20 protein-coding genes are annotated in these 20041 nt (G+C 40.4%); 8 read left to right on the top strand and 12 right to left on the bottom strand.

The window, feature by feature from the left end; all coding sequences use genetic code 11:
* Positions 1-85: 85 nt before the first annotated feature.
* A complete protein-coding gene (locus PQO03_RS09285; RefSeq protein ID WP_337993448.1) occupies positions 86-709 on the top strand; it encodes a recombinase family protein in 624 nt (207 codons plus the stop codon).
* A gap of 1081 nt (positions 710-1790) precedes the next feature.
* Here the strand turns inward: PQO03_RS09285 and PQO03_RS09280 are convergent.
* The 3 genes from PQO03_RS09280 to PQO03_RS09270 all read right to left on the bottom strand — a co-directional run bounded on the left by PQO03_RS09280 (position 1791) and on the right by PQO03_RS09270 (position 5008).
* Complete coding sequence (locus tag PQO03_RS09280) at positions 1791-2204, bottom strand: hypothetical protein (protein WP_274149784.1); 414 nt, start codon at positions 2202-2204, stop codon at positions 1791-1793.
* Between the two features lie 66 nt (positions 2205-2270).
* A complete protein-coding gene (locus PQO03_RS09275; protein ID WP_274149782.1) occupies positions 2271-3263 on the bottom strand; it encodes an RHS repeat-associated core domain-containing protein in 993 nt (330 codons plus the stop codon).
* A gap of 35 nt (positions 3264-3298) precedes the next feature.
* A complete protein-coding gene (locus PQO03_RS09270) occupies positions 3299-5008 on the bottom strand; it encodes a hypothetical protein (RefSeq protein ID WP_274149780.1) in 1710 nt (569 codons plus the stop codon).
* Between the two features lie 221 nt (positions 5009-5229).
* Between PQO03_RS09270 and PQO03_RS09265 the strand changes: the two genes are divergently transcribed.
* On the top strand, positions 5230-6006 hold the full coding sequence (locus PQO03_RS09265; RefSeq protein ID WP_274149778.1) for an exodeoxyribonuclease III: 777 nt from the start codon (positions 5230-5232) through the stop codon (positions 6004-6006).
* On the opposite strand, the gene PQO03_RS09260 is transcribed toward PQO03_RS09265, so the two are convergent.
* Both PQO03_RS09260 and gshA read right to left on the bottom strand, forming a co-directional pair.
* A complete protein-coding gene (locus tag PQO03_RS09260; protein ID WP_274149776.1) occupies positions 6003-6257 on the bottom strand; it encodes a hypothetical protein in 255 nt (84 codons plus the stop codon). The two genes, PQO03_RS09265 and PQO03_RS09260, sit on opposite strands and share 4 nt — an antisense overlap.
* 1 nt (position 6258) lies before the next feature.
* On the bottom strand, positions 6259-7803 hold the full coding sequence (gene gshA, locus PQO03_RS09255; protein ID WP_274149774.1) for a glutamate--cysteine ligase: 1545 nt from the start codon (positions 7801-7803) through the stop codon (positions 6259-6261).
* A 143-nt stretch (positions 7804-7946) separates the two neighbouring features.
* On the opposite strand from gshA, the gene PQO03_RS09250 reads away from it, so the two are divergent.
* Complete coding sequence (locus tag PQO03_RS09250; protein ID WP_274149772.1) at positions 7947-9005, top strand: serine/threonine-protein kinase; 1059 nt, start codon at positions 7947-7949, stop codon at positions 9003-9005.
* Positions 9006-9056: 51 nt separating this feature from the next.
* On the opposite strand, the gene PQO03_RS09245 is transcribed toward PQO03_RS09250, so the two are convergent.
* The 5 genes from PQO03_RS09245 to PQO03_RS09225 all read right to left on the bottom strand — a co-directional run bounded on the left by PQO03_RS09245 (position 9057) and on the right by PQO03_RS09225 (position 13099).
* Positions 9057-10490 carry a sulfatase-like hydrolase/transferase gene (locus PQO03_RS09245; protein WP_274149770.1) on the bottom strand — a complete coding sequence of 478 codons (1434 nt, stop codon included), beginning with the start codon at positions 10488-10490 and terminating at the stop codon, positions 9057-9059.
* A 66-nt stretch (positions 10491-10556) separates the two neighbouring features.
* Positions 10557-11027, bottom strand: a complete 471-nt coding sequence (locus PQO03_RS09240) for a hypothetical protein (RefSeq protein ID WP_274149768.1) — start codon at positions 11025-11027, stop codon at positions 10557-10559.
* Positions 11024-11398: an SLOG family protein gene (locus PQO03_RS09235; RefSeq protein WP_274149766.1), complete on the bottom strand. Its 375-nt coding sequence runs from the start codon at positions 11396-11398 to the stop codon at positions 11024-11026. Before PQO03_RS09235 ends, PQO03_RS09240 begins: the two co-directional genes overlap by 4 nt.
* A gap of 62 nt (positions 11399-11460) precedes the next feature.
* Positions 11461-12333, bottom strand: a complete 873-nt coding sequence (locus PQO03_RS09230) for a pseudouridine synthase (RefSeq protein WP_274149764.1) — start codon at positions 12331-12333, stop codon at positions 11461-11463.
* A complete protein-coding gene (locus PQO03_RS09225; protein WP_274149762.1) occupies positions 12326-13099 on the bottom strand; it encodes a class II glutamine amidotransferase in 774 nt (257 codons plus the stop codon). Before PQO03_RS09225 ends, PQO03_RS09230 begins: the two co-directional genes overlap by 8 nt.
* Positions 13100-13217: 118 nt before the next feature.
* Between PQO03_RS09225 and rlmB the strand changes: the two genes are divergently transcribed.
* The 3 genes from rlmB to PQO03_RS09210 all read left to right on the top strand — a co-directional run bounded on the left by rlmB (position 13218) and on the right by PQO03_RS09210 (position 15411).
* Positions 13218-13805, top strand: coding sequence for a 23S rRNA (guanosine(2251)-2'-O)-methyltransferase RlmB (gene rlmB, locus PQO03_RS09220; RefSeq protein WP_274149760.1), 588 nt, complete (start codon positions 13218-13220; stop codon positions 13803-13805).
* A 209-nt stretch (positions 13806-14014) separates the two neighbouring features.
* Positions 14015-14854 (top strand): sigma-70 family RNA polymerase sigma factor, encoded by an 840-nt coding sequence (locus PQO03_RS09215; protein ID WP_274149758.1) that lies wholly within the window; start codon positions 14015-14017, stop codon positions 14852-14854.
* A gap of 206 nt (positions 14855-15060) precedes the next feature.
* Positions 15061-15411 (top strand): transposase, encoded by a 351-nt coding sequence (locus PQO03_RS09210; protein WP_274149756.1) that lies wholly within the window; start codon positions 15061-15063, stop codon positions 15409-15411.
* Here PQO03_RS09210 and PQO03_RS09205 read toward each other — a convergent pair.
* A complete protein-coding gene (locus PQO03_RS09205; RefSeq protein WP_274148572.1) occupies positions 15385-16377 on the bottom strand; it encodes an IS30 family transposase in 993 nt (330 codons plus the stop codon). The genes PQO03_RS09210 and PQO03_RS09205 overlap by 27 nt on opposite strands.
* Positions 16378-16567: 190 nt before the next feature.
* On the opposite strand from PQO03_RS09205, the gene PQO03_RS09200 reads away from it, so the two are divergent.
* Together PQO03_RS09200 and PQO03_RS09195 are read left to right on the top strand one after the other, a co-directional pair.
* On the top strand, positions 16568-16957 hold the full coding sequence (locus PQO03_RS09200) for a hypothetical protein (protein WP_274149755.1): 390 nt from the start codon (positions 16568-16570) through the stop codon (positions 16955-16957).
* Between the two features lie 15 nt (positions 16958-16972).
* Positions 16973-17407, top strand: coding sequence for an integrase core domain-containing protein (locus PQO03_RS09195; RefSeq protein ID WP_274151824.1), 435 nt, complete (start codon positions 16973-16975; stop codon positions 17405-17407).
* A gap of 59 nt (positions 17408-17466) precedes the next feature.
* On the opposite strand, the gene hemH is transcribed toward PQO03_RS09195, so the two are convergent.
* Positions 17467-19872, bottom strand: coding sequence for a ferrochelatase (gene hemH, locus PQO03_RS09190; RefSeq protein WP_274149753.1), 2406 nt, complete (start codon positions 19870-19872; stop codon positions 17467-17469).
* Positions 19873-20041: the final 169 nt, after the last annotated feature.

Genomic DNA, 20041 nt, shown 5'->3' with positions numbered 1-20041 from the left:
TTGGTTTTTACATTCATTTTAACCCTCTAAAAACGAAAAAAGAGCCTCGATTTGAGACTCTTTTAAATCAGCTCTTTGCTAAGGCCTGTCCCTTAATTTTCGCTATATTAGAGTATCCACGGATAAACAAACTGTCGCTAACCAGCGTGACGAGATCCAACGTTACTGTGAATCTAACGGGCTTCGTGTTGATCAAGAAATGGAGTTGGAAATCTCAAGTCGTAAGTCTGACACTGAACGTGGTATTGATACTTTAAAAGAAAATCTCACCAGTGGTTCCATATTAATATGTTCAGAATTGTCGAGGCTCGGAAGAAATACCGCATCCGTTATTGTACTGATCAACGAGTTAGTTGCTAAAGGCGTACGTGTCATCCTTATTAAACAAGGTATGGACATTCGTGATAATGATATGAGCAGTAAGATCATGGTCACAATGTTCTCACTATTCGCTGAACTAGAAAGAGATTTCGTTAGTCTTCGTACCAAGGAAGCTCTCGCCATGCGTAAACGTGCTGGTATGGTACTCGGAAGACCTAAAGGTACTAAAGGTAAAAGTAAATACACCGAATATAAAAGTCGTATTCAAGCTCTTCTTACTGAAGGTGTTTCTGTTCGTAAGATCGCTTTACAACACTTACCTGAGCTTGAGTTGAAGAATCCTACAGGCTTACACGACTACATCAAAGCGGAAGCTCTAACCGCCTAATTTAACAACTCTGGGAGCTAGCCCCTCCCACGCCAAACACCTTCGTAGAAGCGCCTCGTACGATTGGTGTACGTCCAAAATCCAATAGGCATTATTATATTAGGTGATGGTACCTTGCTTATACAAAAAACCCTCCTCGTACGTCTTGGATATGATTCATATCACAAAGGCATAAGTACGATTTTATTAAAAATCCGACCCTCGAAAAATATTTTTATTATCTACCATGAAAGTTGATCCGTTTAATATCGAGTATCTGAAACTAGTTGATTTTTGACCTTTAATCACGGGCGCCTTTGGCGCGCCAAAGGCGCCCATAATGATTGTTTTTTAGTTTGAAACTTCATAAAAATAGCCAGTACCCATTCAGATACTAACCATTTCAAATCTACCCCTTCAAACACTCCACAATAACACTAACAAGTATCAAACTAATCACACTCACTAAAAATATAAACATGCTCCCACCTATTCACTTTCATCGATAGGTATTATACGGAACTGAATGCAGGGTTCTGTCTTCTAGACAATAAAAAGCATTGTCATTAAGCACCGCATATTTAGTTCGTTACTTAATCACCATTAAAAAGCTCTAGGTGTACAGACTATCAGAGATTAGTCTCTTGTAAGGTGAGCGTGGTTAGAAGTTCCACTACAACGACAGTTTATTGAGCCTTTACAGTATCCTGTGTGAGCTGGGAAGATAAAGTGACTACCCATAGGGACCACATGAATTATATTGATATGCTGGTTCATCTAATGAATGAAGTCTAACAATCCTTCTGGTGCGTTTAGAGCATCCTTATAGGCACTTAGTTGATAATCACTGACTGGTTACAGTAAATTCACTTAAGGCTTCTTAGGATGCCTAATAACAGCTTATATATCCATTTCAGGATTAGATCAGCCTTGCTTATTGATTCACAGTTTTTGAGCTGTTTCTAGCTAAAATTAGAATCGTACTTTTTTAAGAATTCAGACTTAGCCCTTCAGCGTAAGATACCTAAGTGATTCTTTGGTACAGATGAAGGTTTTATGTTTAAATGAATTAATTGACAGTACGGGGCTCACCTTCCCTTGTTTATAAAGGCCCTCTTATATATGTCGAATATTCCTTAATAGCAAAGTTGAAAATATAAATTTTAGATTGAGTAAAGTAAATTACTACATTATTATTTTTGTCACTAATAATAGAAGTCTCTTTAATCTCATCTGTATCTCCGTTCGATATAAACTCAACAATTTCTTTTCCACTTCCCCCCTCAAAAACAACTCTCTCATTTTGATATATTCGATTTTTTTTATCCTCTCGCAGTATATAAAAATCTTTATATAACATCCCCACCGAACCTTTATAAAAAGCGGAATTTGCTTCTGCTTCTTTTTTCATGTTTAAGGCACTATCTAAATTCGAGAAATCTTTCAAACTCTCCTCATGTTTACAACTATATGTAAGATGCGCTAATAAACTAATATAAATAACTAGTTTCTTCATTATTCAAACCCCAAATTTTTTGAGTACTTATTTAGTTCTTTAGTATACTTCCTCATAACTTCACCTCTACCAGCTACCAGTCGAACCATAGCCTAATTCTTTACTTAAATCATGTGGATTTTCTCTAACTCCCGACCAAGTAGTATAGTACTTATTAGGACTTATATGTACCTTCCCACGACCTCTTGGGACACGCTTTAATTCTAATTTATTTAAAACTCTAAGAGATGCCGTAGTGCACGTATAAAATTGCGTGTAGTTTTTAGGGTTTTTATGTAATCTTTCTATCATTTCTCTAGCATCTACACATTGTTGCTGATCTAAATCCCACGACTTTGATAACACTCTTTTATAACTAGATGTTGGAAAGTTTGTTATACCTCGCCACGAACCATCCAAAATTCGATGAAAGTTCTGCTGATTAATTTGTCCATATGGTCCTACCGATAAAACATCCGTTACGGCTCCATCTTCTTCTAATTCTAGCCATACATGACCACGATCTATCGCCAGATTCAACCCATCTTTAGAAATTGCAGAAAGATGTGGAGTTGCAACAAAAAGAGTGATTTTACAATACTCACAAAAAGTACCTTGCGAATCCATTGCAAACACCCTCGCAAAATACCCACTGTACATATTCATTCCATCCACGTATTCAAGTGGATCACGTGAGATGAACTGACCTAATTCAGTTGAGTAGTAACGGGCTCGGAAGTAATACAAGTCTGACTCGACATCATATCTTCTACCTGTAAATCCATAAGTAAGATCACTGGTCTCGGCATTGCCTTCTAGGTCAACACCCATCGGTGAGTAGTTTCTTTCTTCCACGATGTTGCCATCAGAGTCTACTACTGTTCTTACAGAGAACTGGCGATCCGTAGTCACATAGTAGGTATCGGGATTGATTGAGTCTGAATGGTCAGTGTAAGATAGCAGTTCATCGATGTATGTGCCCCATGTGTAGGTTTCGTCGATGGGGTGTTTTGCGGAAGTCGCAGTGCGGGTCGTGATTTCGGCAAGTAGGTGATGACCACCGTAGATATAGGTGGTCATTATTATAAGTGAGTTTTCTTGATCAAGATGGAGGCTTAAATACTGACGCCTTTGGTGAAGTCATCTGAGATAACTTTGGAGTAAGTCATGGAGACTTTAAGCTCAGCGCGCAGAGTTTTGTTGCGTAAAATCCGACTGCGAACAGTACTAAGAAAAGTCTCGGCAAGAGCTTCTCGAGAAGATATTACAGCGGTTTCGACAAAGGCGGTTGCTTGAATAGCAATACGATTGTAAGCATAGCGAAGTTGATCTTTGCTAATGACGCGAATTCGTTTGAGTAGGACTGAGTGAACTGAACGGGTCAAAGTGATGCGCATTTCTTCACTAATGGGATGGCGCTCTAAAGCTGGGAAGAGGTAATCCATGTAAGTGTGAAGATCTTGGTTGTTATCGATATCCATTTCTTGTGACCAACGAACAAAGATTCCTTTCATATCTTCGGCAATGACTTTGATTTGTGAGTGATCAGGAATGCTTTTTAAGTCAGCAATGAGAATAAGTGTGAATGGGAGTAAGAAATTGCCTGGGTGACGTGCAGATTTCCATCCTAATGGATCACAGTTTAATAAGCGTTTATTGATGGCTTCGTAGTCACCTGTCAAAGCTTGCAACATGGCCATAAGTCGACCATGTCCACCGATATTCTCGAGGTAATCAATTTCATCCTGTAAAGCACCATCGTCGGGAGCTTGATGAACGGTGTTACACCAAGTAACGAGGCGACGTTGATCGGGTTCCATGCGCCAAGCTTCGTGGCGGTATTTGAGAGCAAGTAGGGTGTCGCCATCGCGTTCTGCGATTTCGGCTAGCCAGTCGGCAAGTACGGCGCGCTTGTGAGGAGCTTTAACGACTTTGATGCCTTTCATGCAAGTTTCTTCTGCTTTAAGTAAATCGTTATCTTCGAGGTAGTGAGTGACGATATCAAAGAAAAGCTCGGGGTGTTTAGCGCCATGCTGTTCGGCTTCTTGTTCCATGCCTTCAACACCTTGGAGCAGGAATAAGGCTTCGCGTACAAGCCAGAGGCGGAGGGATTCAAAATCAGGTTCATTAACAGCGTGCTGCTTGAGGTATTTGAGCCACTCAGGGAGGAAGTCTTCGAGTTCTTCATCAGAAAAAGGAAAGGAATCATTGATGAGTGTGAGGCCACAGCGACTTTCGCCCAGGGCTAAGTTTTCTTGTAGGATATCGTAGATTTCAGCAGGGCGACTCTCAAATTCAGTAATTTCAAAAGCGCTACGGAGGTAGGACGATTTGGCTGCAGTGATATCTGTAATGACGATATCTTGAGCTGAATAGAGTTGATGCTCTACGGCAATGTCTTCGGCGACGTGTAAAGCTGAGAAAAGGAAAGAGTAGGCGCGAGCGGCTTTGCTGTACTCGGCGTTGATGAAGGCATCGTTGGTACGAGAAAAAAGAACATCCATGTCATCTACCCAAGCCGGAAGTTCCTTGGGGTTTTCAATATCGAGAGAATGATCGTAGAAACCCATAGATATTTTTTTGTAAAAAGATTCAACATCATCAATGAGCTGCAAGTCGTCGTCAAAGTCGACTTCACTTTCATTCATTTCATCAATATCTTCAAATGCAATGGCCTGAAAAAATTCGAGACGTTTGTCGACGGGCATTCCGCTAGCGAAAGAAAGTATGTTGTGTTTGAGTTTGTCTACAGTGATTACATTGATAGCAGTTTTGATATCGCTTAAAAAAGCATCTGAGGCATATTCTTGACTTTCATCCGTCATGGTTGAGCTCCTATTGTCATACTGGGTAATGATTCAGTTTTTAGATATTCTATCCAGATAGGGTTTAATAGACTTAGCTAGTCAAAAGTTTAAAGTATTTAATGGGGTGGAAATGTGAAAAGCATTAAAAAAACTCTTTTTTTATAAGCGAGATGAAGCAGAATTGTCCAAAGCTCTTATTTTGAGACTTATATAATAAAAAGAAGCTAAGAGGTGAATTGATGAGTGTTAAACTGATTTCCTGGAATGTAAACGGGATACGTGCGGTAGAGAAAAAAGGTTTTATTGACTTAATGCAGACTTGGGATGCGGATGTGATTTGTCTGCAAGAAACCAAGGCTCATAAAGAGCAGTTGAGCGATGAGTTGATCAATATTGGAGACTATAAATCGTATTGGCACTCAGGTGAGAAAAAAGGTTATTCGAGTGTGGCTATTTATAGTCGCATTGAGCCTATCCGAGTTATTGAAGGGATGGGGATTGAGGAATTTGATCGCGAGGGACGGGTCATTATTGCTGAGTTCAGCGATTTTTATCTCTTTGGGATTTATTTTCCTAATGCTCAGGCGGAATTAAAGCGCATTGAGTATCGTTTGGATTTTGGTGATAGCTTAATTGACTTACTGAAAGAAAAATATAGTGATAAGGCCTGTGTCTTATGCGGTGATTTTAATGTGGCACACAAAGCCATTGATTTAAAGAATCCAAAACCCAATGTAAAGAACCCTGGTTATTCGATTCAAGAACGTGACTGGATGGATAAATTCATTGATTCGGGCTACGTGGATACTTTTCGTATGTTTAATGAAAAGCCAGAGGAATATAGCTGGTGGTCGTACCGCGGTGGTGCACGTAGTCGAAATGTGGGCTGGAGAATTGATTATTTCTGTGTCAGTGAAGACGCCCGTGATCGTGTTTTAGATGCAGGGATTATGCAAGAAGTTTTAGGTTCAGATCACTGTCCAGTAAGTTTAGAGTTGGAGAGTTCTCAGAGCTAAAAGTGACTGGATAATTCTGCGTAGTAGTAGGCCATAACTAAAATGCCAATGAGTAGGGCTAAGCTTAAACTAAGCTTGGCTTTTACTTTTGTATTTAGCTGTTGATCATGAGCAGAGAGTTCTTGTTGTAGGCAAGTCGTGCAAAGTTTTTGAACTTTACCCGGGGAGTTTTTGCAGAGTGCGCAAATATCTTGCTTGCACGCTAGGCAAGGAATGGTCTGATCATTATTGGGATGTTGTTTACAGTTCATATTAGTCCATTCGTAGAAAGTTACTTAGGAACTGTTGATAATCAGGTCCTTCTCGTTCTACTTTTTGTTGATCTATGAGAGATTTTCTAGAACTTTGAGCAAAGTCATTTTGGAGTTGTTCATCCGGTACAAAGTCTAATAAGGTCTGTTGATGTTGCTGTGAAAGTTCTTTGGTATAAGCTAGGAAACTCTGGTCTTTTAAGGCCTGCATGAGTTTATGGGAAGGTAATAATTCATGCTTGTTCAGACGTTGTTCGACAAAGGTGATCGCCGTGGAGAAGTCACTGGTTTGACGACTATGATCGAGGATTTTAGCGACTTTTTTGAGATTGGTGAATATTTTTGAGCAAGCTTTGGTAAGATCAAATTCGTTGTTTTGCGGACAGCGTAAACGCAAGTTTTCTTGGCGTCCTTGGAGAGTGACCGTCATGAGATTCTCACGGGCACATTCGCGGGATTTATCATTTTCTAGAGGGCTATTTTTAGAAAGTAAGTAGTAGAGGAAAACTTCCATGAAGTCAATTTGTGCTTTGCAGATGCCAAGAGGTTCAAAGGGGTTTATATCCAGAGTACGAACTTCGATGTATTCGACGCCATCTTGTTTTAAAGCGACGAGTGGGCGTCGTGGGTTCTTGGGGTTTGGCTTGGGTCTGATGGTACTGTAGTATTCAAATTCAGCCTGTAAAAAATTACTACTCAATTGAGTGAAGCCATGAGTGTCTTTTTGACTTATGTTAGCCCATTGCGCATCGGGTTCAGAGACAGCTTTTTGTAAACCCTCGGTGTATTCTTCAACATTATTGACGGAAATATTGAGGTTGCCTTGGCGTGAGGTGGTGTAGCCGGCATCGCTCATACGTACAGAGACAGCTTGGGGCATGCAATAGGTTTCATCGCCAATTTTTTCTTTGAGCTCAGAGTTTACGAGCTCGCTAAAACTTTCATGAAAAGCAGGTGAGGCACCAAATAAATAATTTAAGAACCAGTTGAGTGAACGGAAGTTTCTCAGTAAGGAAAAGTAGTGTTTAGAACGGAAGTCTTTATCGTTTTTAGTATCGTTGACTTTCGCTAGCTCATTCCAGAAATCGGTACTAGGAGAAAAGTTGTAATGTAAGCCCGCAATCGCCTGCATTTTTTTTCCGTAGCGGTAGGAGAGTCCTCGACGATAAACTTTGCGAAATTCGCCAGCACCGGATGAGCCATATTCTGCGATAGGAATATCGTCTTGTAAATCACAGGGCATAGAATTTGACCATAGGTTTTCGCCCTCGGGTAAATTCTTATGTATGAAGTAGTGGAGGTTAGTGAGGTAGCTAATGAGGTCATCACTTTTGTCGAAGGTAGGGGTGACTAGCTCCAGCAGGGACTCGGAGAAGTCGGTGGTGATGGATGGGTGGCAGAGAGCCGAACCATAAGCTTCGGGGTGCGGGCTTAGGGCCAGTCTTGCTTCAGGCGTAAAGCGTAGGGCTTCTCTTTCGAGTCCTTTATTCGAGCTGTCTAATGCAGCTGTTTTTGCGAGCTTGTTTAAAAGCTTAAGCCAATCCATAATATTGTTCCCTACTGATATCAAAGCAAAAAGCCCTAATAAATGGTAAAAAAGGACAAATACAAAACTTGAGAGGAAAAAATAACGCTACAATTTTTTAGTTGGGGAGTTAAGCTATGGAGAATTAATATGGAAAAGATTAAATGCTCATCAAATTACGCTGTACAAAATGCATGAGGAAGGTTTCGGCTGAAGACGATTTATTAGGACAAAAAGTTCTATGTCCGGCCTGTAACGCTGTGATTCCTTTGCCATCGCCTCAGTTTGGCGTAGGTAAGCAAATTAAGGGTTATGCGATTGAGCAATGGCTGGGAGCAGGCAATTGTGGTGAAGTTTATTTAGCGAAACAAACTGCGATGAATCGGCATGTTGCGCTGAAGGTGATGAAATCTTCCGAAGAAGTTACGGAAGAAGATAAGCAGCGTTTTCTACAAGAGGCACAAATTCTGGCGCAATTGAATCATCCCAATATTGTTCCTGTCTATGATGCCGGTAGTGCAGATGATTGTTATTATATGACGATGAGTTATGTCAATGGTCAGACTCTGGAAGAAGTTTTGAAAAATACTCAATCCCTAAAAGAGATTGATGCCTTGAAGTTATGTTTGAAGATTATTAAAGGTTTGCGCTATGCTTGGGATGAGTTTGGTATTTTGCACCGTGATATTAAGCCAGCCAATATTATGATTGATCAAAACCATGATATTAAAATCATGGATATGGGTATCGCAAAAAATACTCAGCAAGATGCGCATATTACTCAAACGAGTCATTTTGTCGGAACACCCTACTTTATGAGCCCAGAACAAGCTCAAGCGAATAGTGACTTGGATTTCAAGGCTGATTTATATTCAGTTGGTTGCACGCTTTATAATATGCTAGTGGGGAGTGTGCCTTTTGAGGGTGGGAATATTATGGAAATAATGGAGCATAAATTTGCCGATCAGGTCACGCCAGCAAAGCAATTACGGCCCTATATAAGTAAGAGTACGGATAAATTGATTTTAGAGATGATATCCGCCAATAAAGATAAAAGACCTAAATCTTATGACGATTTGGAAAATAAGATAGAAAAATGTATCCGAGTCGCAGAAAAGCGCCATGAAGTTAGTAAAGGCAATCAGCAGGCAAAGCTATTGAAGCTGGTGGTGATTCCTTTGGTAGTTTTGATACTAGTCTTATTACTTGTTATGGCTCTTTAAAAAAGCCTCGAAAAACAAGTGTTTCTCAAGGCTTACTTAGATTGAATCAGTTTACTTAAATTGATAGCCCTCTTTGTGATAAGGACGTTCTTTGCCAAAGAGAGGGTCTTTGACGCCGAGGTTTTTATTCCATCCCCATTGAGGTCTAATTAAGGATGATTCCCATTTTTGGTGCTTTTTAATCATGGCGGAGAGTTTTTCTGGGTACTGACCCGAAAGATCTTTACTTTCGGATATATCTTGAGCTAAATCATACATCTGATAGCTTCTGCCACCATTCATTGTGACGACTTTGATACTTCCTTCGCGAATGGCTTTGCGTTGTCCACCAGACCATACCCAGTAAAGTGCTTCGTGAGGCGCCGAAGTGGACTGATTTTTCAGGTAAGGAAATAGGTTGACGCCATCAAGTCCCCAATCATCTTTGACTTCGCCTCCAGCTAAATGAATCAGGGTGGGCATGATATCGAGAGATATTATTGCTTGCTTATAGGTTTGTCCTGGCGGCAGTTGGCCATCCCAGCGAATGGCGAAAGGTACACGTAAGCCACCTTCCCAGTAGGTTCCCTTTTTCCCTCGTAAAGGGCCGTTGGGGGAGGCTTCATGGCCGCCGTTATCACTTAAGAAAATAATAACAGTTTTCTTCATGAGTTGATTTTCTTCTAAGCAATCGAGAACGCGTCCGATATTATTGTCCATTGATTCTAACATGGCCATGACAATGCGACGCTTTTTATCTTTTACATGAGAGTACTTGTCGACCATTTCTTTAGGAGCTTGGAAGGGGCCGTGAACGGCATTGAAGGGGATGTAACAAAGAAATGGTTTGTCTTTGTTTTTTTCGATAAACTTAATAGCCATATCGCCGAGTTTATCGGTGAGATAGTTCTCGGTATCTTTTACGAGAATGCCATCCTGATTAACTTCGTCGTTTTTAATTCCGCGTTTTGAGTAGAGACGGCTCACTATTTTATTATTATGATAAATGGGATTATGGGTTCGGTTCATGTCGCCTAAGAAATTAGATGCACCATTATTGAAGCCATAGAATTCGTCCCAGCGGTTAAAGGCGAGTAATTCTTCATCATCGCCATCGTGGGTTTTCCCAAAAATCCCGGTGGTATAGCCCAGTTCTTTTAGGCGTTCAGAGAGGATGGGGATGGAGCGAGGAGTTCCTGGTTTAGTTTCTTCTTTTACTCTATAGGGACCAATGTTATCCCAGAAGCCAAATGATTGCTGATATTTACCTGTAAGTAAACCAGCGCGTGAGGGGGCACAAACGGGGCAGGTTACGTAGGCATCGGTCATTTTTATGCCCTTATTAGCAATGTCGTCAATATTGGGGGTGGGTAAATCTCCACCCTGATAACTTACGTCGCCATAGCCGAGGTCATCAGCGAGAATGATTAAGAAGTTGGGTTGTTCGTTTGCTAGGCAAGTGGATGCCAAGAGAGCAAAAAGGTAAGAGATTTTATTGAGGCGCATAATATTTCCTGTTTAGCTTGATTATATAAACTAACTACGTCGATCTTTTTAAGATATTGACAAGCGTTAGTTATTTTTTATATGGCGAAGCAAGAGCCAAATGCGCTTGCGAATATTATTGACGCGTATTTGCCATCGATAATTTTCTTTGTCGCAGACCAAGGGGTAGCGGATTTTGAGATCATTAATACGATCATAAATGCTTTCGACTAAATCTTCGGTGTCTTTTCCCGCCCAAGAAGCTAAAGCAGTATTTTGTAAAGAAGGGTAATTGGGGATCTTTTTATCTTTGAGGCAATTGAAATTGTAGCCATCCTTAGATAAGCGCATGAATTCTTGCGAAGAAATTTTGTCGATGATTTCGTTTAAGGGAAGAGAGTCATTGATAATTAAATCAAAATAGGTGAGGTTATTTTTGAGTTCACTTAATAAGGCGCGAGAATCGCCTTTGCTTTTTTTAAGCCATTTGCTGAGTTCGCTAATTGCGGAGCCCGCAGATGCGAGTGATTTTAAAGCTGTAGGAATATTGAAACTCATGCTTTATTTTCCTTATCAAAATTCAAGTGGAGTTGGGCATTGGCACGAAAATCAAATATTTTAAGTTTAAGCTTGTTGGCTTCCTTATACATTGATTCAGTTCCTTTACCGCCAGGGAAAATCGCAAGTGCGTCGGCATTTTCTGCCATGGTACGATTGCGTAAGGGGCCGGCCATTTTTCCGTGGGCACTCCAGTCTGCAAGATAAATTTTTATAGGTATATCTCTGGAATGAGCCCATTGTTCACCGTCGCTATCAATACCAGATGCACCACCTGAGATGACGGTGCTCACTTGTCCTAGCTGATTGAGCTGGATAATATTTTCTGGGCTTAGACGATGGTGTCTGCCACCCGCAATAATTAATCTCATGAAAAATCCTCGTAAGGCTTTACCATTAAAGCCTTGTGGGCTGATAATCAAGATTCATGGAGCTAAAAGCTGAGTTTAAGTTCCGATTGAAAGCTCATTTTTTTCTTGCTAAGAGGATCAATGAATGAAATAGATTGGGCTAAAAGTTGTAGGGCTTTAGCGTAGTCATCGGGAGGTTTTGAAGTAAAATCAGGATAGAGAGGATCATGAAGAATGGGGTAGCCGATAGAAGCCAAGTGGAGGCGCAGTTGGTGTTTTTTCCCTGATACGGGCTTGAGTTTAAACTTGATTAAATCTTGCTGTTGATCGATGAATTCGATGAAGGATTCGCTATTTGGTTCTCCGGAGCCGATGGCACTCAGGAACCAAGGGTCGCCAGGGACAATTCTATTGTGTAAATGCCAAGATTTTTGCTGAGGAGTCTCACCTTTTGAAATGGCGAGGTATGTTTTTTCGATAAGGCGTTCAGAAAAGAGCATCTGATAGGGCCTACGCGCATCTATATTTTTGCTGAATAGGACTAAGCCTGCAGTGAGGCGATCAATACGGTGAAGCGGTGCAATATGTGGGTTGTTTTGCGATTCTCGCAAACGATAGACCAAAGTTTCTTTTACATAGGGACCTGCAGGATGGATGGGTAAGAAATGGGGTTTGTCGACGACAATTAAGTTCTCGTCTTCAAAAAGTATCTTGCCTTCGAAGGGGATGGGGGTTTCATCTTCAACTTCACGATAGTAAATGAGATGGCGGTTGCCTTGGTAAGCGGATTGCAGGGGTATGGCCTTTTGTTCTAGGTCAGTAATTTTTCCTTCTTGGAAGCGAGCGATCCAAGTTTCTGCAGGGATTTGCGGAAAAGTATGATTAAAGAAATCTAAATGACTTATGTGTGAGGCTTCTTTTGGAAGCCAGATTTTTGAGGGAACAAATTTATTCAAAATTCAGTACCTTGCCATGTTTAAAAAGGAGCAGCTGGTTTTTCTCAAAATGAGTCCATTCTTCATTATCAGTTAAAGGCTCGGTAGCAATTACAGCAACGCGATCATCCTCTGTGGTTACAGTTGAGAAATTTATGCTGATGTCTTTGTCACTCAAATGAGCTTCGTGAAAGGGAGCTTGGCGGACAATGTAACAAAGTTTGGTACTACAATGAGCAAAAATATATTTACCGTTTGAGAGGAGGAAATTAAAGGTTCCAAAGCTGCGTGCTTGGCTAGAGAATTTTTTGAGGCAATTATAAATAGAATGGATATCTGGTTCCGTTGTGGGGTTCAGGCTTCTTAGTTGATTGAGTAAGTCGCAAAAGACAGCTTCTGAATCTGAAGTGCCGATGGGTCGTGCGGGTGAGCTATCGGTGAATTTATAATCCCATAAATCACCATTGTGAGCAAATACCCATTGTTGACCCCAGAGTTCTCTTTGGTATGGCTGGGTATTCTTGAGTTCGACGGCGCCAATAGTTGCTTGACGTATATGTGAAATTACATTTAAGGCTTTTATAGGGTAGTCTTTGATTAATTTTGCAATAGGGGATTGCGCAGCGGGCAAGGTATCGTGGAAGCTACGGCAGGCGCTTTCTTCGAAGAATGAGATACCCCAGCCATCGGTATGTTGATCTGTTAGGCCTCCGCGTTGAGCGAAGCCTTCAAAGGAAAAGCAAATATCAGTGGGAGTATTGCAGTTCATTGCGAGTAATTGGCACATAAAATCACCTTGGTTAATATTTTACAAGCTAGTTTTTGATGAGAGAATATTCAATCTGTTTGGATATTTCTTTTATAAGTGGAATATGTGAAGTAAATAAATTTTGGAGTAATAACAAATGAGTCGATTTCAGAAACGTGGATCGCGCTTTGGCGCAGATGATAATGAAAGCCGTAGTAATAGGCATGGTCAGGCTGGTCGTCCTTTACTAATGAATGAAAATGAGCTAGAAGCTTTTTTAAAAGAAAAAAAGTCCCCCTTTGTTTTAATTTTGGATGGAGTCCAAGATCCTCATAACTTGGGGGCCTGTATCCGAACAGCGAATGGCGCCGGAGTGGATGCCGTTATTATTCCCAAAGATAATGCAGCGCCAATTACCGATACAGTTATGTCTGTAAGTTGTGGCGGGGCATCGAATACGGCAATCTTTAAAGTCGTTAATATTGCGAGAACTATGGAGAAGCTCAAAGCAATAGGTGTTTGGATTGCGGGAACTTCTGATAAGGCTGAGAAAGATTTATACAGCTCGGACTTAAAAGGTCCTATAGCTTTAGTTATGGGTTCAGAAGGTAAGGGTATGAGGCGCTTGACTGAAGAGAAATGTGACTTTTTATTGACGATCCCGATGCAAGGAGCGGTGCCGTGTTTGAATGTATCTGTTGCGACAGGTGTCTGTTTATACGAAATTGTTCGCCAAAGAGGATAGGCTGAATAATTAAGTGCAAAAACTACTTATTTGATTCAAATGCTTCTTTTAATAATAATTTTCTATTAAGAAGGGGGTAAAATGTTTTACTTTTTACTCTTGAGCCCTTTTTTCAGTCTATAAATGATTTATGATAATACTACCCTTTAGTGAAGGGATGAGTGTAAAGTGGTAGTTGTAAATGTTGTGTCGGTAGAATAGGAGGTTCCATGAGGCTATATCAAGAAAGTATCAAAAGTTATATGCAGAGTATCGCAACTTTGCCCTTAGTTTCAGTTGAAGATGAGATTGAACTCGCAAAATTAATTGAGGATGGTTCGGAGGAAGCACGCGAAACATTAATTGTAGCAAACTTGAAGCTAGTTGTAAAAATAGCTCATGATTACAAATCTCTAGGTGTACCTTTAGCGGATTTAATTTCCGAAGGCAATATTGGTTTAATGAAGGCAGTAGAGAAATTTAGACCAGGTCATGGTGCAAAATTTTCTTCTTATGGAGCTTGGTGGATTAAGCAAGCGATTCGTCGCGCGGTGGCAGAGCAGGGACGAGTTATTCGTATTCCGGTTCAATCAGCAGTGAAAATCCGTAAAATTCATCACGAAGCAATGCTTTTAGCAGAGAAATTAGGACGAGTCCCCTTTTTAGAAGAAGTAGCAGAAGCTACAGGATTTTCAGTACGTTCAGTAAGAGGCATGTCTGTGGCATCAACCGCACCTGCGGTATCCTTGAGCACGACTTTGAAGACGGGTGAAGAGGGTGTGTTGGAAGATGTGATACCAGATACCTTATTAAAGCTTCCTGGCGATAATATGAATGAATCTGATGTTAAAGATGTCTTATTAGAAGTGATTGACTCAAAATTGACAGAGCGTGAGCAGTTAATTATCAAAATGCGTTATGGTTTAGATGGTGCGCAGCAAAAAACGCTGGAAGAGCTTAGTGAGATGGTAGGTAGAACACGAGAGCGCGTTCGCCAGATTCAATACCAAGCATTAAGAAAACTTTATGCTCATTTGGATGAAGATATTTTAGCTTCCATTCAGACTTAAATTCGCTTCATAAAAATTTTAAGAAAAAATCCGAACTCAATGAGTTCGGATTTTTTTTTGTAGAGCTAGCTATTCAGGATTCAGGACTCAGGACTCAGGACTCAGGACTCAGGACTCAGGACTCAGGACTCAGGACTCAGGACTCAGGACTCAGGACTCAGTGTCTTGTCCTGATATAGGTTGTCACTCCAATAACGGAGTAAACAATGAAAGACACAATCAGATATAGTGAGTCATTTAAACAAAAAGTAGTTTCTGAGCTATCAAAAGGGAAATTTCCGAGCCCCCATGAGGCAAGTAAGGCTTATGGTATAGCGGGATCAAGCACCGTGAGGGCTTGGGTTAAGAAGTATGGACGAACTGATCTATTACCAAGGGTGATTAGAGTGGAAAGTGAAAACGATAGAAATGAAGTCGAAGACTTAAAACGCAAGATCAAAGAACTTGAAAAAACAGTGACCGAATTGGCTGTAAGCGAAGTAATGCATAAAGCTTATTTTGATATCGTTTGTGATCAAAATGGCCTGAATTCAAGTAGTAAGTGCAACACCTACTGATTTTCTTAAGTTAATTCCAGTTAAATTTTCAAAAACTTCATATGGCGTCTTAAATTTCAGACATTTTCGAGGTCTACTATTAAGTTTATCAACCGCAATAATGACTTCATTTTCACTGATACCATCAAGCGCCATAGACTTAGGAAAGTATTGCCGTAACAATCCATTAGCATTCTCGTTTTGGCCTCGTTCCCATGAGTGATATGGTTTAGCAAAATAACTATTACATTCCAATTCCTTGGAGATAGTCTCATGCTGAGTAAATTCTTTTCCATTATCAAATGTAAGAGTATGAACCAAATCTTTGATCGGTGTTAGCAAAGAGATTATTGCATCTTTCACAAGCGTGGCTTTCTTATGAGACACAGGCAATGCTAGACGCAGTTTTGATTTTCGATCATCCATAGTTACAATGGCTCCTTTATGAGCTTTTCCTATAATAGTATCCATCTCCCAGTCGCCTACACGCTCTCGCTTATTAGCTGCCTCAGGTCGTTCGTCTATATCCACACGATTGGGAATCCCATTACGACTATGCTGGTTGCCATAACGTTTGCGATAAGTTTTATTCTGATGACGTAGAAGCTTATATAGCTCACCTCCTGATTCTTTATCTCTAAGAATATATTGATAAACTGTTTCATGATGAAGTAAGATGGATTGGTCATCTTTTAGTCGACCTACAATTTGTTCGGGGCTCCAATCCTTGAGTAAATGCTCATCTATATAGTCCTTAACTTCTTCAGTTAGTTTAATAGCCTTTGGTTTCACTTTGTGTCTTTCTTGAGCAAAGTCATTGGCTTGCTTGTTTCGATAACCACGGAGACCTTTATTACGTTTAAGTTCTCGTGAAAGTGTGCTTGTACTACGATTTAAGTTTTTTGCTATTTTAGTGATCGATGTGCCTGCCTTTAATTCAATTTCAAGGTAGTGTCTTTCTTCAAGACTCAGATGTTCATATGTCATTTCTGACTCCTCTGTTTTAGGTTTGGTCGCTTATAGCAGAGTACATCTGAGTCTTGTTATTCTCAATAGATGTTTATGCTATAAGCAATTAACAGAAGTGTTGCACTTATTATACGAATGCAGGTGGAATAACAGATCCAGTAGCGATGAAAAAAAAAGTCGCTGCGAAGCTATCCAGAGAGTCAGAGTGATGAATGGTCAACAATTCTGCATAAGTGTACTTTGTCATCATGTTAAAATGAGCCGTCAAAACTTCTATAAAGATCGAACTCATAGTATTAAGAAATCTATAGATAAAGCATTGGTAGTAGATCTTATTAAGCAAAAACGCTGCATCCAGTCTGAGCTAGGTGTACGTAAGCTACAGAAATTGCTCAAGTCTAACTTTGAATCTAATGATATTAAAATCGGTAGAGATAGGTTATTTGATATAGCTCGTGAGAATCGTTTATTGATCAAAAAGAAAAAGAAGTACTGTCGTACAACTGATTCGAGACATCGCTTTAAGGTCTATAAAAACTTAATCAAAGATAAGGTTTTAACTGAGCCTAATCAGGCCTGGGTCTGTGACATCACCTAGGTCAGAGTAGATAAAATTTTTGTTTACCTAGCTTTGATCACAGATGCATTCTCTAGAAAAATCATTGCTTATAACGTCGGAGAGAACTTAGAAGCTATTGGCTGTATGAAAGCTTTGCGCAGTGCACTAAAAAGTCTTCCTAAAGGTAAGTATCCAATCCATCACTCTGATCGAGGCTCTCAGTACTGTTGTCATGATTATATCAAAATATTACAGCACCGAAACCTACTTGTCAGTATGACTGAAGAAAATCATTGCTATGAAAATTCAAAGGCAGAAAGAGTAAATGGTATTCTCAAATATGAATATCATCTTCGCAATACATTTAAGAATTTAAAAGATGCTAAAAAAGCTATTAAGCAGGCTATTTATCTGTACAATAATTGTCGGCCACACATGGCCTTAGGCTATGCCTTTCCGAGTATTGTTCATGAACAGCAATGTGCTTAGTAGATCATTTAATAACAAAAACCAAAAGTGACAACTAATTTCCAGGACTTGACAAGGACTCAGGACTTCTTTTTATTGGGAAGAGACTTAACCATGAGTAATGGAATAATTACGATGGCTGCGGCAGCAAAGAAGGGAGACATATAGCTGAATTTCCAGTAGAGAATACCGCCGAGAATGGGGCCTAGTGTTCTGGCTAATGCACCTGCTGAGCGGAATACACCAAGTACCCGACCTTGTTCGCTTGCGGGAGTATAGAGTGATACGAGTGAAGTTAGGCAAGGGATTACCATTGCCGAGCCTACTGCCATGAAAAAGAGGCCTAGATAAAGGACAAATGCACTTTGCCACAGGCCAGCTAAGGCAATTAAAATTAATCCGGGTATGAGTATAGCTAAGCCTTTTTTGGTAACGACAGCTTCGCCAACGGAAGCAGCTTTTCTACGTACGTAGCCACCTTGGACCATAGACAATACAAATCCGATAAAGACAAAGAGTAAGCCATTTTTAGCAGGACCATAACCAAGCCTTTCTAGGGTTAAGAAGGTGAGCATGTTTTCGGCCGCACCAAATGCGGTGAGGAAAATGAAATTCGTAAAAATGACAGAGCTGACTCCGGGGTAATTTTCAACTTTAAAAAGCTTAATGGGGTTTATTGTACGGTGAACTTCACCTAAGCCACGTTTTTCTACGGGAAGAGTCTCTGGGAATTTTCTATAGACAAAAATGAAGTTTGCTATAGATAAGACGAATGCAATTGCGGCAGGAGCTGAAAAGGGGTTGATTCCATAATCGGCCCAGTTAGAGACTGTTGAAAGGTCGATAGCCCAGGCAGAGATCCCGCCGATGGCGGGGCCTAAAATAAAACCAAGTCCAAAGGCAATGCCGATAATGGCCATGCCTCGTGAGCGTGTCTTTTCTGAAGTTGTGTCAGCTACCGCCGCAGTCGCAGTTGTGATATTACTGCCCATTAAGCCAGAAACTAAACGTGATATGAGTAAGAGAAGGAAGCTGCCAGAGAAAAACCAGAGTAGATAAGAAAAGGCAATACCAAAGATGGAGAAGAGCAAGATAGGTCTTCGGCCAAATCTATCAGAGAGGACTCCAAAAACGGGAGCCATTAAAAATTGCAAGAATGAGTAGATGAAAATGAGTGCACCACCAAAAAGAGCCATGGTTGCATGTGGATTATCAATTCCAGCAATAGCTTCGATTTGATTCATCAAGCTACGAAATAAGCTGCCGTCGCCTTCGACTTTATTATAATAAGCAATGATGCCAGGGAATAGAGGGAAAATAATGGAGAAACCAATAAGATCGACAAATAGAGTTAAAAACATGGTTTTTAAAACAGCTCGATTTTTTGGCGAGAGTTCGCCATCAGGGTAGGTATCTAGTCCTTTATAAGGACAGGTGTCACATTGGGTGGCGGCATGGCAGCAGCCTTGTTCTTCAGCTTTTGGGAATTCACAAGGAGAGCTTTCTAAGCGAGATATATCTTCGGGTATGCTTAAAGCAATTTCCTCGGCAAAATCTTCAACCCATTGATCATTATCATTAAGGCATGGAATGAGTCTGAATTTTTCGCCACCGTGCTCAAGAAATATTTCTTCGAGGCCAATAGCCACTTCTTCTAGTGTTTCGAGGTTATCGACAACAAAGGCAGGGCAGGTTATGGCAATGTTTTTAACACCACTGAGGGCCAACTCGATAATAGTTTCTTCGGTGCCAGGAGTGAGCCAAGGTTCACGACCAAATTTTGATTGAAAGCTAAGTAAAATATCTTCTTGGGCAATACCTTCAATTTTAGAGGCGATGAGGTGGGCAGTTTCAGTGCATTGAGCAAAATAGGGATCTCCACCACGAATACGTCTAATGGGGTAGCCATGAAATGAAAAAAGGAGTTTTTCAGGTTTGTCTTGGCGAATATCTTCATTGATAAGTTTAGCAACGTTATTGATGTAAGGCGGGGAATTGTGGAAGTCTTCTACAAATTCAAGCTTATTACATTTGCCATGTTGAGCAATGGCTTTGTCGATCATGTCTTTACAAGAAAGAGTTGTGGCTTCGCAGTATTGAGGGAAGAGTGGGATGACGCGAATGGTATCGCATTTTGCCGCGATTAGTTTACCATATTGCTCGATTACATTAGGTTTACTTAAAATGTAGGAGTATTCCACCAAGATATTTTCATCTTTTATTTGTTCTTGGAGTTTGGTGGTGAAGGATTCTGTGTTACGGAAGAGAGGAAAGGTATCGCCTTCCCAGATTTTAGCATAGGCTTCAGCTGATTTTGGCGAGCGTGATGGTAGGATGAATAAGTTGAGGATTATTTTCCAGGTGAAGTTCTGTTTATCGACAACGCGTGGGTCGCCTAAAAATTCACTTAAATAAGCTTTGACATCGGATACAGCGGGGCTAGCTGGTGAGCCGAGCTGAATAAGTAGTACACCTGTTTTTGACACTGTTATAACTCCAAGAGGTTTAGAAATTTGGCAAATATATAGCAAATGCATTTTAATAAAAGTCTGAGGCCGATTTAAGGTATATCTTTAACAAGAAGAAATATTAAGACACTCGTTTAGTGGACGAGGCCTTGTAAGTCTATGAAATTTTTTGTATATTCAGCTCTCA

Source organism: Lentisphaera profundi (assembly GCF_028728065.1).
Lineage (GTDB): Bacteria > Verrucomicrobiota > Lentisphaeria > Lentisphaerales > Lentisphaeraceae > Lentisphaera > Lentisphaera profundi.
Note: the sequence above shows the minus strand (reverse complement) of the source record. Positions and strands in the feature narration are given on the sequence as shown.